The sequence below is a fragment of the Bowmanella yangjiangensis genome, assembly GCF_018531185.1.
Lineage (GTDB): Bacteria > Pseudomonadota > Gammaproteobacteria > Enterobacterales > Alteromonadaceae > Bowmanella > Bowmanella yangjiangensis.
This window is the reverse complement of sequence record NZ_JAHDJU010000003.1, coordinates 499,127-515,021: the sequence shown is the minus strand read 5'-3', so window position 1 is coordinate 515,021 and position 15,895 is coordinate 499,127. Positions and strand designations below refer to the sequence as shown.

At 50.6% G+C, this 15,895-nt stretch carries 13 protein-coding genes; 9 read left to right on the top strand and 4 right to left on the bottom strand.

Going from position 1 to position 15,895, the window contains the following annotated elements; genetic code table 11:
- Positions 1 to 26 precede the first annotated feature (26 nt).
- The 7 genes from KJY73_RS17940 to KJY73_RS17910 all read left to right on the top strand — a co-directional run bounded on the left by KJY73_RS17940 (position 27) and on the right by KJY73_RS17910 (position 7,842).
- Entirely contained in the window at positions 27 to 881 is an 855-nt protein-coding gene (locus tag KJY73_RS17940) for a DUF3025 domain-containing protein (RefSeq protein WP_214345057.1), read from the top strand.
- Positions 882 to 990: 109 nt separating this feature from the next.
- Positions 991 to 1,770, top strand: a complete 780-nt coding sequence (locus KJY73_RS17935; RefSeq protein ID WP_214345056.1) for an ATP-binding cassette domain-containing protein — start codon at positions 991 to 993, stop codon at positions 1,768 to 1,770.
- The gene (locus KJY73_RS17930; protein ID WP_214345055.1) at positions 1,770 to 2,966 is read left to right on the top strand and encodes an ABC transporter permease; all 1,197 of its coding nucleotides are present in this window, start codon (positions 1,770 to 1,772) and stop codon (positions 2,964 to 2,966) included. The genes KJY73_RS17935 and KJY73_RS17930 overlap by 1 nt, the downstream gene beginning before the upstream one ends.
- 303 nt (positions 2,967 to 3,269) lie before the next feature.
- Positions 3,270 to 5,585 (top strand): TonB-dependent siderophore receptor, encoded by a 2,316-nt coding sequence (locus KJY73_RS17925; protein WP_214345054.1) that lies wholly within the window; start codon positions 3,270 to 3,272, stop codon positions 5,583 to 5,585.
- A 61-nt stretch (positions 5,586 to 5,646) separates the two neighbouring features.
- Positions 5,647 to 5,919, top strand: coding sequence for a hypothetical protein (locus KJY73_RS17920; RefSeq protein WP_214345053.1), 273 nt, complete (start codon positions 5,647 to 5,649; stop codon positions 5,917 to 5,919).
- Entirely contained in the window at positions 5,906 to 6,208 is a 303-nt protein-coding gene (locus KJY73_RS17915) for a hypothetical protein (protein ID WP_214345052.1), read from the top strand. Before KJY73_RS17920 ends, KJY73_RS17915 begins: the two co-directional genes overlap by 14 nt.
- On the top strand, positions 6,208 to 7,842 hold the full coding sequence (locus KJY73_RS17910) for a PepSY-associated TM helix domain-containing protein (RefSeq protein ID WP_214345051.1): 1,635 nt from the start codon (positions 6,208 to 6,210) through the stop codon (positions 7,840 to 7,842). The genes KJY73_RS17915 and KJY73_RS17910 overlap by 1 nt, the downstream gene beginning before the upstream one ends.
- A 9-nt stretch (positions 7,843 to 7,851) precedes the next feature.
- Here KJY73_RS17910 and KJY73_RS17905 read toward each other — a convergent pair whose 3' ends face one another.
- Positions 7,852 to 8,808 (bottom strand): class I SAM-dependent methyltransferase, encoded by a 957-nt coding sequence (locus tag KJY73_RS17905; protein ID WP_214345050.1) that lies wholly within the window; start codon positions 8,806 to 8,808, stop codon positions 7,852 to 7,854.
- 52 nt (positions 8,809 to 8,860) lie between these two features.
- Between KJY73_RS17905 and KJY73_RS17900 the strand changes: the two genes are divergently transcribed.
- Both KJY73_RS17900 and KJY73_RS17895 read left to right on the top strand, forming a co-directional pair.
- On the top strand, positions 8,861 to 11,302 hold the full coding sequence (locus KJY73_RS17900; protein ID WP_214345049.1) for an FAD-binding oxidoreductase: 2,442 nt from the start codon (positions 8,861 to 8,863) through the stop codon (positions 11,300 to 11,302).
- Between the two features lie 103 nt (positions 11,303 to 11,405).
- Positions 11,406 to 12,710: a diguanylate cyclase domain-containing protein gene (locus KJY73_RS17895; RefSeq protein WP_214345048.1), complete on the top strand. Its 1,305-nt coding sequence runs from the start codon at positions 11,406 to 11,408 to the stop codon at positions 12,708 to 12,710.
- Here KJY73_RS17895 and KJY73_RS17890 read toward each other — a convergent pair.
- The 3 genes from KJY73_RS17890 to KJY73_RS17880 form a co-directional block, all read right to left on the bottom strand.
- Entirely contained in the window at positions 12,705 to 13,625 is a 921-nt protein-coding gene (locus KJY73_RS17890) for an ion transporter (protein ID WP_232848722.1), read from the bottom strand. The two genes, KJY73_RS17895 and KJY73_RS17890, sit on opposite strands and share 6 nt — an antisense overlap.
- 82 nt (positions 13,626 to 13,707) lie before the next feature.
- Positions 13,708 to 14,073, bottom strand: coding sequence for a four helix bundle protein (locus KJY73_RS17885; protein ID WP_332874225.1), 366 nt, complete (start codon positions 14,071 to 14,073; stop codon positions 13,708 to 13,710).
- Positions 14,074 to 14,157: 84 nt separating this feature from the next.
- Positions 14,158 to 15,816, bottom strand: a complete 1,659-nt coding sequence (locus KJY73_RS17880) for a lytic transglycosylase (RefSeq protein WP_214345046.1) — start codon at positions 15,814 to 15,816, stop codon at positions 14,158 to 14,160.
- Between the last annotated feature and the right edge of the window lie 79 nt (positions 15,817 to 15,895).

Genomic DNA, 15,895 nt, shown 5'->3' with positions numbered 1-15,895 from the left:
ATCCCCGGATCAAGACCAGTCAGCCCATGTTGGACATACGCCCAAAATCCGCTCATTTTGCGACCAGCGGTAAGAAAAATACGACCACTACCAGACGTTTTGCCCAGCACCTTCCGCAAGAATGGTCCTCAGACGCATTTTTACGCCCACCATTCTCTTGGTTAGACGATCTATATGCTTTGTGCTGCATCAAAACCTGGCCGGATTTCAATTGGTTAAATGCGGACGCATCCTTGCCTGTGCGCTTTGTGTCGCAGCAGATGCTGGATGAGCAAACGCTTTGTTACGAGTCTTTTATCCACACCTATGAGCAGGTGCCTACCCGGCCTCAAAATTGGCACGACTTGTTTAATGCTCTGATCTGGAAGCAATTTCCGCGCAGTAAAAGCGCACTGAATCGCCTACATATGACGGATATTAATGCGGTTGGTTCCAATCAACGTACACCTAGGCGCAATCGTATTACCCATTTTGATGAATGTGGGGTGTTGCTGATTTACTCAACCGATGAGATCCCTAATCTTCTCAAACAGCATGAGTGGCACGGGGCATTTGTTGATCGCCGCAGTGATTGGGGAACCCGTGTTCAGGCGCTGGTATTTGGCCATGCCAACTATGAAATGTTACTCAAGCCTTATCTTGGATTGACCGGCAAGTGGCTGGGAATCCAGGTGCCAAAAGACTATTTTTCCTGGGACAACAAGCAGCAGCTCGCTTATGTTGATGAAAAACTGCTTGAGCGGCTGGAGCAACAAAACTGCCTAGGTGAAAGGGGAGCGTTGTGGCCTCTGCCTCTGTTAGGCGTGCCTGGCTGGTGGCCGGACAATGAGCAAGCCGCGTTCTATGCCAACCAGAATTACTTCATGCCCAAAAGAAAATGAAAAAAATCTGTTATTAAATTCTACCTTGCCAGACTATTGGTTCTGTGTAGCTGATTTCTAGTTACATTCAGAATAATAAGCACTGAAGAGGGAAGGAGCACAGATAGGTATGATTGAAATTAAGGGGCTGGCCAAAAAGTTTGTGGTCGAGAATGTTAAAAAGCTCAGTGATCAGGAAAAGCAAGATCCCAGGCTGAAGGGACGTTTTTTTCATTCCGTAGAGGATGTGAATTTTAACTGTGATAAAGGCCAGGTATTAGGTTTGCTTGGGCCAAATGGGGCAGGTAAAACCACCACCTTACGCATGTTGTCTACCGCTCTTAAGCCCACTGCTGGCAGTGTCAGTATTAATGGGGTGGATATCCTGGCGGAACCTTTGGTTGCCAGGCGTAAAATCGGCTTTCTATCCGGTTCCACTGGCCTTTACGGCCGTTTGACCGGCCGTGAGAATATCGAATATTTCGGTAGATTACATGGCGTCAGTGAGTCAGACCTTAAGCATCGAATCGATGAGCTGGCCAATCTTCTGGATATGCAGAGTTTTCTGGATAGACGCAGTGAGAGTTTTTCCACTGGCATGAAACAGAAAACCTCTATTGCCAGGGCGGTGATCCACCAACCAGAGGTGGTAATCCTGGATGAGCCAACCACTGGCCTGGACATTATGGCTACCCAAACCGTGCTGGATTTTATTCGCCGTCTCAAGGAGCAAGGCACACCGGTTATTTTCTCTACTCACCATCTGGATGAAGTGGATGAACTTTGTGACAAGGTGACGGTGATTGACAAAGGCCGTACCTGTTTTGATGGTTCGTTGCTGGACTTTAAAGCTTTGTCTGCCGGCTCTATGCACGAGTCGTTCCTGACCACGATAAAAGGAGCAGCATAATGTGGTTGGTATTTAAAAAAGAATTACTGGAGCTGTTACGCGACCGTAAAACCTTGTTTTTTATGATTGCCTTACCTTTGTTGTTGTTTCCGCTGATTTTTGGTGCCTTCGGCTTTTTTGCCAGCAAGGCGGTGAAAGATGCCGAGACCAAAGTGTTGAAGTACGCCATGGTGGGCAGTGAATATGCCCAGGGACTCAGCGCTTCACTTGCTGAGGCCAGCGACAAGTTTGAACTGGTTGAGGTGGACGCGGATGCAGACTTTAAACAGCTGATCCGTGATGAAACCATCGACTTTGCCCTTAAGGTACCGAGCAACTATGACCAGCCAGTGTTGGAAGGCGGCCAGGCCACTTTGGTGCTGGTGCTTAATGATGCAGGTCTGAATATGGTGCAATCCCGGATTAAGGAACTGGTTGATAGTCAGATTGAGGATAAGCGTCGCCAGGCTTTTGATGCCCTAGCATTAAGTGATTTACAGCAAGCGGGTTTGCTCAAACCCGTGGTTATTGAAAAAGAAGATGTGGCTGACAGCCGCGAGAACTGGGGTGAGAAAATCGGCGGTTTCCTGCCTTATATTTTGTTTTTACTTTGTTTGCAGGGCGCCATGTATCCGGCCACCGATATGGGCGCAGGAGAGAAGGAAAGGGGCACTCTGGAAACTTTACTCATTTCGCCCACTGAACGGCATAAACTGGTGCTAGGTAAATTCCTGACTATCGCCTTTGCTGGTGTGACTTGTGCCCTGATGACCATATTGAGTATGGCGGTGTGGGGTGTGGTACTTAGTCAGGGCATGGCCATTAAAGTAGTGGGTGAGTTTATGAGTGCCATCAGTGCACTGGATTTCATCCTGATGTTCCTGATGCTGGCACCTATTGCGGCTATTTTTGCTGCTTTGTTGCTGAGCTTGTCTATCTATGCCCGCAGTTTTAAAGAAGCGCAAAGCTATATGGGTAGCCTGATTATGGTGGCCATTCTACCGATTGTGATGGCGATGATGCCCGGTGTAGACCTCAAAGGCGGCTGGGCCTGGGTGCCCATAACCAATGTGGCGCTGGCCATCAAAGAGCTGATTAAAGGCACTATGGATTATGTGTCGTTGTTTGCGATTTTTGGCTCTACTGTCTTGATCGCTGGCGCCCTGATCGCCTTTTGCGTGTACTGGTTTAATCAGGAAAAAGTCCTGTTTAGATAACCCAACAAAGCGATGTGGCAGTTGTCACATCGCTTTCAACCCTGCACTTAACTCTCCCATGCTCTGCTGACTGCAAAGATCACTTCTTTAAGGCTTATAAGCCACCAAATATGTTCTCTTTCTCTACATCAAATTAGTACTTCTACTATCTGTTGAATGACTTGATCTGACGCTGTTCATGAACCAATTCCGATAATCGCTCATATTATCATTGTTAATACAATTGGTAATGGTTATCATTTGCATGAATTTGTTGGTCAATTTGACTGGCTTTCATTCTCAAAGCACAGGAACACAGGACTCATGGACAACTCTAGGCAAGCCAATGCCAATCAACACCTTCGCCGTCTCTCTTTTAGCCCAATTGTGATAGCCATTTTTTCGCTGTCTCTACCCGTTGTCGCGACAGAACAAGCTACAGAATCCAACAGTGAGCTGACAACGCAACAAGAGCCTGACGGCACTAACAAAGCCCGTGCCCAGGAATATGAGCGTATTTATGTGACGGCCTCCACGCATGGCAGCTATTCGGATGCGGCCACCAAATCAGCTACAAAGATGATTCTGTCACTGCGTGAAACACCGCAGTCAGTGTCTGTTATTACCCGTCAGTTTCTTGAAGATTGGAACACGGTCAATATCAAAGACATTCTGCAACACAGCACTGGTATACATACCAGTACCTTGGGGGGCTATGATCGCCCGTCTTTTATGATTCGAGGTGGCGAAGCCAACCTGATTCAGATTGATGGGGTCCAGCAGTTTCCCGGTGGTCGCCGGCCGGATGTGAACGGTGACTCCGTGGCCTTTGAAAGGGTAGAAATTGTGCGCGGTGCCAACGGTTTGATGACAGGCGTTGGTGAGCCTACCGCAACAATTAACCTGGTCAGAAAACGTGCCATCAGCCACCAAACCGATGCCCACATAGGGGTGAGTGCCGGGCGCTGGGGCTACCAACGTATTGAAGCCGATGTCAGCAGCCCGCTAACCGAAGAGGGGAATGTGCGTGGCCGCATCGCTGCCGCACACTATGACAGGGACAGCTTTATTGACCGCTATGGTCAGAAGAAAACTTCGGTTTATGCCACCTTAGAAGCTGATGTAGGCGATGCCACTTTGGTCCGTGGCGGCATTGAATATGCCGATACCGCCTCTCGCGGGGTGATCAATTCCCACGCGGCCCCTTACTATTTTGCCGACGGCAGTCTGGTCAATCCCAGGCGCAATATGACGGGCATGTCATCGACCTGGAGCTCCTGGCCGATTAAAGAGAAAACCTACTTTGTGGGTGTGGATCATGCCTTCGATAACGGCTGGCAGCTCAATGCCATTGCTACCTATAACACTATTGATATGCAAGGTGGTGAGCTGTTCTTTGTTTATCCTGAGGATTTCCTGAACCCTGATGGCAGCAGCCATCTGGGCTTGGGCTACAGTGCGGTAATTAGTAGCAGTGAAGATAAGCAGAAAACCTTTGATCTGACCTTACAAGGCACTTACGAGCTACTTGGCCGAGAGCATGATCTGATTCTGGGCTACAGCTACTTTAACCGCGACCGCACCAGCTTGGGTAATCAGGCCGATCAAACCACTATTTCGCTGGAACACCTGAATTACTTCACCTGGACAGGTGATGTGCTGCGTTATCCTTTTAAAGACACAGGCCGCAGTAGTTTAAATGAGAACAGCAGTGGCGGTGCTTTTATTGCGACCCGAGTGCATTTTACCGATGCCCTGAAACTGATAACTGGTGCCCGGCTAACCAACTGGGAAACCCGCACCCATATGTACAATCCCGCTAGCGGCGAATTTCGTATGACCCGCAGTGAGTACGAAGTGGATAAGGAGCTGACGCCTTACGCCGGCCTGGTGTATGAAGTGAATGACTACGCCAGTCTGTATGCCAGTTACACCGATGCGTTCAGACCGCAAAATTACTATGACGCCCAGGATGAGATTCTGGCGCCGGTCACAGGTCGTAGCTACGAAGGGGGCATCAAAACCGAATTTGATTTGCTGAATTTGTCGGCGGCTTATTTTGAATCCGAGCAAGATAATGTGGCCGAACGGGACGAAGCCTTTCCCCTAGGCTATATAACGCCCGGTGGTAATACACCATACCGCAGCAGCGGCAAGGGCGATAAAACCAAAGGCTATGAGCTGGAAGTGTCCGGCGAAGTGTATCAAGGCTGGAATATTTACGGCGGCTTCTCGTATGCCAAAACCCGTGACAGCTTGGGAGAGGTAATCAGAACTGAGATCCCGCAAAAGTTGTTTAATCTGAGTACCACGTACCAAATGCCCGGTACCTGGCAAGACCTGGTACTGGGTGCCGGTATGCATTGGCAGTCTTCCTATTATGTGGACAGCAAGAAACCGGCCGGGCTGGGCCGCAACGAAAACGGCTATGTGATTACCAGCCCAGAGCGGCGCGAGCAAGGCGCCGTGGCGCTGGTTAATTTGATGGCCAGATATAGTGTTAATGACCATTTTAGCCTGTCGCTAAACGTCAACAACCTGTTCGATAAAGAATACTTTAACAGTATCGCCTCATGGGATGGGGCCGTGGTGTGGGGCGAACCCAGAAACTGGACGCTCAGTGCCCGCTACGATTGGTAATAGCTAGTCTGACAGCCCACCGGCTTGCCGGTGGGCTGTACGTTTTTCTAAGGATAAGAAAATGATGTTTAGTGCATTTCTACTCAGCCTCTGTGGCTGCGTGCTGTTTTATCTCAGTCTTAACAACCAGCAATGGCTGACCCGGCCTTTACCTAACCGGCCCTGGCGCTGGCTGGCCTGGCTGGTATTGGGATTGTCCTTTGCCGCGTGGATGTGGGTAATCGATGCTAAGGCGGGTTTCTTTGCTGCACTGGTCTGCGCCATGTTGCTGCTTGGCCTGTTGCCCTTCTTCAGCTTACTCAACAAAAAAGGAGCCAAGCATGGGCAGGCGTGAACGCATTCAGCCACATTGGTGGAGCAAAAGCCTGGCCGGTATTGTGCTGGGCTTTGTTTTGGCCTTAGGAGTCACAGGGCTGTTCGCCTGGGTAGGGCCAGGTGGTCTGCACGCCGACAACAAAGTGCAATTCAATATGTGGGCCACTGCGCTGATTTGGATGCTGTTGTTCGCTTTTGTTTACCTGTTCAGTACTGGCCTTAGGGCCTGGTTATGGCTGGGTGGTGCCAGTATTGCGGTGTGGAGTTTGCTGTTGTTAACCCAGTCATTGATGCAAGGAGGTATATGATGCGCGGTGATATTCTGAAAACCTATAAGACGGTGCACACCTGGACCGGCCTTATCGGCGGTATGGCTTTGTTTATCTGCTTTTTCGCCGGTGCCCTGACGATGTTCAAGCCCGAGCTGGACCGCTGGGTCAGCCCGCCTGCCGAGCAACTGCCCTGGGTGGAAGAGGAGCGATTGTCCTTGCTAGTGCAGCAGGTGCTGGAAAAGCACCCTGAAGCGGCCAACAGCTTTACCTTACATATGCAGCCTAATGAAGGCACCGAAGCGCCTTTAAGCTGGCAAGTGCGCGGCAAAGACGGCAACAGCACCTTTTGGCTGGCGAGCCTGGATCAGGCTAATCATCTGTTGGTGCGTGAACATAGCCCTTCGCAGCTGGCCCATCTGGTTGACTTACTGCACCAGACCGCCGGTATTCCCGGTGAAGGCCATCATGCCTGGGGCGTGTATGTGATGGGCGTGGTGTGTTTTTTATATGGGCTGGCGCTGCTGTCCGGGGTGATCCTGCTGCTGCCATCTCTGGTGAAAGACTTCCTGTTGGTCAGACGGAATAAAACCAGCAAGCGTTTCTGGCTTGATGCGCACAATGCCATCGGCATTACCAGTTTGCCTTTTCATATTGTGATTGCCTGGACTGTGGTGGTGTTTGCGTTCCACGACCAGATTTACGATGGCCTGGGTGAGTTGGTGTATAAGGAGCAGCCCATGTTTGCCCGTGCCCCCGCCAATCCGGATGCGCCGACTTATGCCACCTCTGAACTGATGATGCCAGCACAGTTGGCGCCGGTGATTGCCGAGCTTTCTGATAACTTCCAGATTATGGAAGCCAGTTATTCCAGAGTGGCGGGCAATGCTCCCTCAGTGCGTGTTGCCGGTAGTGACGCTGAGCATATGGTGCGTTCGCCGTCCTTTGGCTTTGTCAGTCTCCATCCTTATACCGGCGAGGTGTTGGATAAGGATTACCTGCCAGGCTTTGAGGACAACTGGCTGGACATAGTGATCAGCGTGTTTGCCCTGCATTTTGGCAGTTATGGTGGCGATACCATACGTTGGGTGTACTTTTTGTTGGGCTTATCCGGTGCCTTTATTTTCTACAGCGGCAATTTGCTGTGGATTGAAAGCCGCAGACGTAAGCAGCGTGAGGCGGGGCAGATGGTTGAGCAGCAAAGAAATGCCTGTCTGATGGCGTCGGCTACCATAGGCGTGTGTTGGGGCTCGGTGGCCGGAGTCGCCTTTGCCATGAGTATTGGCAAGTGGGTAAGCGCTATGGGCGGCGATGCCAACGCGGCGTACCTTTGGGTGTATTACCTGGTGTTTTTAACTGCGGTGGGCTGGGCCTTTGTCTATGGGCCGGCCAGAGGTGCGGTGCATTTACTGTGGCTATGCGCTTTGGGCTGCTTAAGCATAGTTATCAGTGCCATGGCGGCCTGGGTGGCGGGGCCACCGTTATGGTGGCACGCCGGGCTTGCCATGGTGGAAATTACTGCACTGCTGTTCACGCTGATCTTTGCAAAAATGGCGATAAATACGCATAAGCGCGCCCGTTTTGGTGCCAGGGACAGTGTCTGGGCCTATACCCCTGGTACGGCATCTAACGGTGCATCCGTAGTGCCCGATACCGCGGCCAGCCAATCCTAACTGGGCAGTTTAGGCACGCTGATAGCGCATCAGGGTGTTTAAGGTGGGGTCACCTTGCTGGCGCAGCGACTGGCCCTGCTGTTTAAAGCCGAACGCCTGCATCATGTGCTGGAGTTCCTGCAAGGAATAAAAATGCCGGCGTTCGTCGGCATTGTATTGCCAGCTCTCCATGGTGCCCATATTGAATACATCATGGGCCAGGGCCACTAGATGCCAAATATGTTGGTCGTGCACATCATGGTCTCGCAGAATAAGCTGGCCGCCAGGTTTGAGCTTGTTGCGCAGGGTACCGATAAAAGACTCGCGCAGGTCAACCGGGCAATGATGAAAGCCGATATAAACCGTGATGAGATCCATGGACTGTTCGGCAAGCTGTTCAAGTGCCGGACGGTAATCATTCAGTGCCAGCCATTCACCGGCTTGGGCAATCTGGCCACGGTCCAGCATATCCTCAAGGGAATAATCCGGTGCTTGTTCGCTGATAAACACCCGCTGACCCTGAATATCCAACCGCTCTTCGAGACTGTCCAGATAGCGTCCGCTGCTGCCGATTTCCAGGTAACCTTCGAAGCGTTTTTCCGGCAACAACGGTTGGGTTTGTACCGCCATAATGTGCTTTTGCTTTTGCTTTTGCAAGGCCGGCAAGGCGTAGCGTAAATCTGCCAAAAGAGGACGAATTTCGTCCAGTTGCTGCTGCAAAAACTGATAAACCGCTTGGTCTTGACCCAAGTCCGTTACCGCCTGGTGAATAAGGGCCTGCAATTCCTGCTCAGGGTAAAGGTGAAATACGTTTTGCAGGAAAGGTAAAAAGTCGGCGCGCCGGGCACTGTCTGCATAGATATACCTGAAATTGCCAACCAGTTGCTCAGCGGAGGGGGAAGCCGCACTGCCAGTGGCAGCGCGCGAGGCCATACTGGCCAGCATCAGGGCGGTTAGTTCGATAAACTGGCGCCGGGTCATGGCCATGTTACTATTCCTTGGCAGTGGCTGTACAAAATCATATCAGAAGGACTTCTGCATGGGCACAGTGATAAAGCTGTTATTAAAGGTAGCGGGAAAGCTAGTTAAATGGAGCAGCATTTTTATTTTGCTGCTGGCCATTGCCACCATCTCAGTGATCTGGTCCAGCGGTGACAGCCACTTCAAACCTCAACCCCTGCATCCTATGGTTACTGACGTTACACAGCTGAATCCGGTTGTGGTGGCGCAGGTTATTGCTCCGGTAACCTTAGACGAGGTGGTGGCGGCGGTGAAGCATTCCACAGGCCCAATTTCCATCGGCGGCGGCCGTTACAGTCAGGGCGGACAGGTCAGTTATCCGGACAGCCTGCATTTGGATATGCGCCAGTTTAATCAGGTGCTGAACCTGGACCCCGACACTAAGGAAGTCACAGTGCAGCCCGGTATAACCTGGCGGGCCTTGCAGGAAGTGATTGACCCGCACGATCTCGCTATTCGTATTATGCAAACCTATGCCAATTTTACCGTGGGCGGGTCTATTAGCGTTAATGCCCATGGCCGCTATATTGGCGAAGGGCCATTAGCCCATTCGGTGAAGTCGATAAAATTGGTACTGGCCGACGGCACTGTGGTTAGCGCCTCCAGAGAAGAAAACCCCGCGCTGTTTTTTGCCGCCGTTGGCGGTTATGGCGGCCTGGGCGTGTTAGTGGAAGCCACTTTGTGGCTGACCGATAACCATAAGGTGGAAAGACAGCAGCAGAAAATGCCGCTGGCGGACTATAAAGACTATTTTTTCTCGACCCTGCGTGATGACAAGACGCTGGTTTTTCATAATGCGGATATTTATCCCCCGGCTTTTACTCAGGTTAGGTCAGTCAGTTGGTTTAAAACCGATAAGGCTGTTACCGTACCTGAACGACTTATTCCTGAAGACCAGGACTATTATTGGACACCTAAAGTGGCAGGCTGGGTGGCTGATTACGATACGGGCAAATGGTTGCGGGAAAACCTGGTGGACCCGTTGGTTTATGCCTCCGAAGCTGTTGAATGGCGTAACTATGAAGCCAGTTATTCGGTGCTGGAACTGGAGCCGTCGGATCGCAAAGCGGTGACTTACGCGCTACGTGAGTATTTTGTACCAGTACAGGCGCTGAACGAATTCAGTGCCAGAATGGCCGAGATTTTTCAGCGTCATCAGGTCAATATCATCAACGTATCCATTCGTCATGCCAAGGCTGATCCGGGCACTCTGCTGGCCTGGGCCAAAGGCGAAACCTTTGCGCTTGTGGTCTACTACCAGCAAGGAACAGACCGGCAAGCTATGGCCCAGGTAAAGGCCTGGAGCCGGGAAATGATTGACGCGGTGATTGCCGTGGGCGGCAGTTACTACCTGCCGTATCAGATTTATGCCGACGAGGCGCAGTTTCTCGCGGCTTATCCCAGAGCCCCTGAGTTTTTCGCGCTAAAACAGCAGGTCGATCCAGACTATCGTTTTCGCAACAGTTTATGGCGCCAGCATTATCCTGGCGAATTGATGAGGGGTAATCAGCAAGCGAGATTCCCTCAATATCAGCGCGCAGAGGAGCAAACGCTGCTGACGATCCCCGAATGGTATCTGGTGTTTAATCCCAGGGAATATGCCGATTTTCTCGCTGCCGGCCAAGCGCCCAGCGACTTTCCCTTTATGGCCAGTATTGACCGCTACTGGACTTTATACGACAGGGTGCTGGCCTTAACCCAGGACAAGTATCCGCATAATGAAGAGTACCTGACGATGCTACAGGTTATCGGTATCAGTACCACTGTGGAGTATTTGTTGAAGTCTGCTTATGAACAAAGCATTGGCCGCTTCAGCGCCTGGACGGCCAACGGGCAAACTCAGGAAGATGTGGTGATTGCCCAGGCACACCGGGCCTACAGTGAACTGATTTTTGATAAGGCCTGGTATGAGTTTGATTTTGCTTACTGGGTGGGCAAAATCTGGCAGGACAGCGATTTTTTTGGCGAGAATTTTATTCGTAAGCTGGAGCGCAAGCTGGCGTTTAGTCTCGAATTTGGCTTCAAGCAAGGTTATGCCGCGCTGATCGGTTATGCCGCCACCGTCACTTATGAACCGGCTGAGGGGCTGGTCTATTTGTCTGCCATTGTACCTGATACGGCCAGGCTGCCAGCACAGGTTCAGGTGCTGCATCAAAATGCCCAAGCCAGCATTTTGGCCCTGCCCAGATGGGGCGAGTTTAGTCGCCTGATACCCGAATTGGCAGGGCAGGGAGTACGCTTTTTGGATATATCCGGCAACAAAGGCCTTAGCCTGTCTGTGCTGCAGCCAATGGCCGAGAAACAAGAGCTTACCCACGCTGTTACTTTGTTTGGCTTGCCTATGGTGACCGCACAAGGGATGCAACAACGCTATCTGTGGGTGCAGGTTGAACAGTTGCATGCCTTGTTACAGGAGCTGGAGGATAAACAAATCAGGCTGGAACATATTTATGATTTTTAGCCAAGGTCGTGCATAAATTCTGCAAGTCGGGCCAGGTTCCACTAGGCAACTGAGGCTCAATACGTCATGCTATAGGCCTCAAGTAGTGTTTTTCTGTGACGACGTGACGCAACACATTCAATCTGTTCTGGCTGGCATACTCGATCAACTGATGGATGCAGTTTGCGTGGTAGACGAGCATGGGCAGTTTTTATTCTTAAGTGCCGCCTGTGAAGAGATCCTGGGGTATAAGCAGCATGAATTGGTGGGTAAACCCATGATCGAACTGGTACACCCTGCTGATCGGCAGCGCACTTTGAAGGCAGCCGGTGAGATTATGGCAGGGCAGCCTAAGCGTCATTTTGAAAATCGATACATACGCAAAGACGGTCGCATCATCGATATTATGTGGTCGGCCCGCTGGCTGGAAAAAGAACGGGTACGGGTTGCCGTGGCCCGTGATGTCACCCGCATAAAGCAAGCCGAGCGGGTGAGGGAAGCGGTCTACCGGATTACCGAAACCGCCTACGGGGCACAGGATCTGCAGTCCATTTATCAGGGCATTCATCAGATGTTGTCTAATTTGTTGGACTGCTGTGGTTTAACATTACTGCTAAGCGATCCCATCACACTCCAGACCGAGACGGTTTACCAAAGCGATGATTGCCCCATACCTTTAGCCGATGCCGAGGATATGCTGGCCTTGCACAAGGTAGTCACCACGGGGGAACTTATACGTCGTAATACGCAGCAGACGGCGAACACGGTGCATTGTGACTGGCTGGGATTACCGCTTCGGGCACAAGGACAGGTGATTGGTGCCATGTCGGTTCAACGTTGTCAGGGATGGCTGGCGCAAGACGAACAACAGTTACTGCAGTTTGTCTGCACCCAGATAGCGGCCACTATTGCCCGCAAGCAGGCAGAAGAAAAACTTTTGTATCTGGCTTCCCACGATATTCTGACTAACTTGCCAAACCGTATGCTGTTTATGGACAGATTTGATATGGCGCTTAAGCTTGGCGCCAGAAATCAATCGCGTGTGGGTTTGTTATTTGTGGATCTGGATAAGTTTAAGCAGGTAAACGATGCTTATGGCCACGATGTAGGTGACATGCTTCTGGTTGAAACGTCGCGGCGGCTGGAGTGTGCGGTACGTAATACCGATACGGTGGCGCGTATTGGTGGAGACGAATTTACCTTATTACTGAATTTTATTAATGACAGTCGGGACGCCGAATTGGTGGTGGAGAAAATTCTTGAAGCCATGGAAGCGCCTTTTGTGCTCGCCGATATACAACTGCAAATCTCAGCCAGTATTGGTCTGGCTATTTACCCTGACCATGGGCAAGACAAAGAGACCTTATTACGTGTCGCAGACAGCCTGATGTATCAGGTGAAAAAGAACAGCACGTCGCCACTTCTATAAAGCATCTTTCCAGCGTTGTTTGCCCACATGCTCTTTAAGCAGTTGCAAGCATTCATCCACAACCTTTAGCATTTCCTGATCCAGGGCTTGTTCCTGCAAGTTGCTGGCCCCCAGCCCATGTGTCATCAACTGGTCAATTTTATCCGGCGTGACATCCAACAACAGGTTAGCCAAACTCTGTACCACAATATCGGAGACGGCATTCTCCAACATCTTCTCAACGCTACCTCCCAGCACTGGTACCAGACGCAGACGAGCCACTTGCTGATTGTCGCGTACCGCTTTAGTCACACTATCTTGCACATGCTGGCGTACCACTTCACCGCTTTGTTCATGGTTAAGGGTATGGCCGGAATGCACCAATATAGAAGCCAACCACTGGCATAGCACAGGCCTGCGGGTAGCCAGTACCTTATTAATAATATCGTCCAGTAATGGCGAGCCCTGGCGCAGGTCATCTTGAGCATCAGACAACACCTTGATAACCACTCGGTCACTGACTTCTTCCACAAAAACCTGATAATAAAAACGTAAAAAGCGGTAAGGCGCGGTGTCTTTGATATCAATGATTTTGTATTTCTGTAAGCGGTAGAGAATGGAAAAAATGCGTAAAAAACGCAGAAACCTGGCACCGCCAACCGGGATGCAGCCGACTAAATCGTACCAGTGGATAAAAGGGTAAAAGTACCAGCGCAGGTAGTCTTTGCGCTTGATGGCAACCAACCAGCGCAGCATAAACTCACTGAGGAATATGCCCACAAACACCAAATCAATCAAAATAAAATTGGCGTGCAGCGGTTGGTACCAGTCAAGCAAGGCGGGAGAGAGCTGATTTAATGATTGTCTCACCATATTGGTGGCGTAAAGCGAGTCGAACAAAATCAGCGCCAGGTTAAGGATAAGCAAACCCAGCATAAAAAAGTCCAGTAAAAGCCAGGTACCTTCATGGCTTTCCCGTAAGCGCTTTAGACTGAAATTAAGCATAGTGAGGGAGGAGTTAAATGTTAGGTGAAGAGGCGTTATTTTGTTTACGTATGAGTCCACCCAGCAGCGCAAATATTACCCCCAGGCGATCCATGTGTGGTTTGGTGTTAGAACAAAAGCCGAGTTTATCTGCAAGCATCAGTTGGGTTTCCAATTCACTCAATGAGCCTCTGGCGATAACCAAAAAATGTTTAAATTCTGAGTTACTCTCTCTGGCTGCGCCCTCGGCAATGTTTGATGGCACAGACACGGCAGCTCTGCGCATCTGTGAAATCAAACCAAATTGTTCCGAACGAGGGAAAGTGTGTGTGAGTGCGTAAATGTGTTCAACCAATTCCATAGAGTGCTGCCACAATAGCAAGTCATGATGTTTCCTCACTCCTCACTCCTCACTCCTCACTCCTCACTCCTCACTCCTCACTCCTCACTCCTCACTCCTCACTCCTCACTTCTCACTCCTCACTCAGATCCTAGTCACATCCACATGCACTTTTAGCTTCTGGCCGGGTTGTAGATGCTTCTTGGCATTAAGTTGATTCCAGCGGGTGAGATCGTCAACCCCCACTTTAAACTTACCAGCAATGCGAGCCAGTGAGTCACCGTTTCTGACCGTGTAAGTTACAGTGCGCATAATCGCGTTGTCTGACTGGGTGCTGGACACTTTATTTACCCAAATCACCAGCTTTTTACCCGGCATCAAAGGGTCGGTGGGAGCCATACCATTCCATTTGGCCAGATTTCGCACATTCACGTCATATTTGCGGCTCAGATCCCACAGGGTATCACCACTTTTAACCTGGTGGCTGAGCTGATAGGACGCACGTGGCTTAGATTGTGTCTCTGCCAGGCGCTGTTCGGCTGACAGGCTGTAATAATCCTGGGATTTAAGGGCAACCGGGATAAGTAAATGATCGCCAGCGCGGATCATATTGCCTTTCATCTCGTTGACCTGCTGAATCACGTCTACCGAGGTATGGTACTTCTGCGCCAGCTTGAGCAGGCTGTCACCACTTTTAACCTGATGGCGAACCCAATTGAGACGCTTGGACTCATCCAGATCATTCAGGGCAATCATAAAGCTGTCGACTTTCTCCAAAGGCAGCAACAAGGTATGTGGCCCTTTGGGGTCGGTGGCCCAGCGGTTGTAACCAGGATTGAGGGCATGTAACTCTTTAACACTGAGGCCTGCCAAATCAGCGGCCAGTGCTAAATCAATCTGAGAGCCTACATCAACAACGCCGGTTACCTGACGATTCTCAATGGGCAGCCATTTGGCATCCCATGTATCGGCGTTTTTCAAAATATTGGCCAGCGCCAGCAACTTAGGTACATAGGCGCGGGTTTCGCGAGGCAGATCCAGAGACCAGAAGTCAGTGTTTTTGCCTTTGCGCTTGTTACTTTTGATGGCCCGGGCCACACGGCCCTCACCACTATTGTAAGCAGCCAAAGCATGTAACCAGTCACCGTCAAACATTTTGTTTAGGTAGACAAGGTAATCCATCGCCGCCTGGGTGGATGCCAGAACATCACGACGACCGTCATACCACCAACTTTGGTGCAAACCAAAACGTTTGCCTGTTTCAGGCACAAACTGCCACATACCGGCGGCGCGACCATGAGAGTAAGCAAAAGGGTCAAAAGCGCTTTCTACTATGGGGAGGAGGGCCAGTTCCATCGGCAGCTTGCGCTTTTCCAGCTCCTCAACAATCAGGAACAAAAAGGGTGCGGCACGTTTACTGACCCTGTCCATGTATTTGGGATGTTTAAGATACCAATCCTGCTGCACTTTAACCCGTTTGTCATCCGGCACCTCGAAAGCTAACTGGCTGGCAATTCGCGACCACAAGTTAGTAATCTGCTGCACTTCTTCTGGGTGATCGATGAGTTCCGGCACGGTCTCGATAGGGTGATTGATCTCATCAACAGGATGCGTGATGGGGATCGTTCCCTCCTGCGCAATCTGGCAGGTTTCGCTATCGTGCTCTACTTCTTCACAGGCCTGCATAACCTGGGCGGCAATTTCCAGCTCATTGTTCTGTTGCTCGTCAACCTGAGTTAATTCTTCGGTGGTCATACAACCACTTAGTCCCAACAAAGGAACAATAAAAAGTAATTTTCTCATCGGCGTACCTGATTCTCTCGTTGTTCTGACGCAACCAAGTAATTCCTTGGAATCTTATCGGCCGTCTAGGGTCATTCTG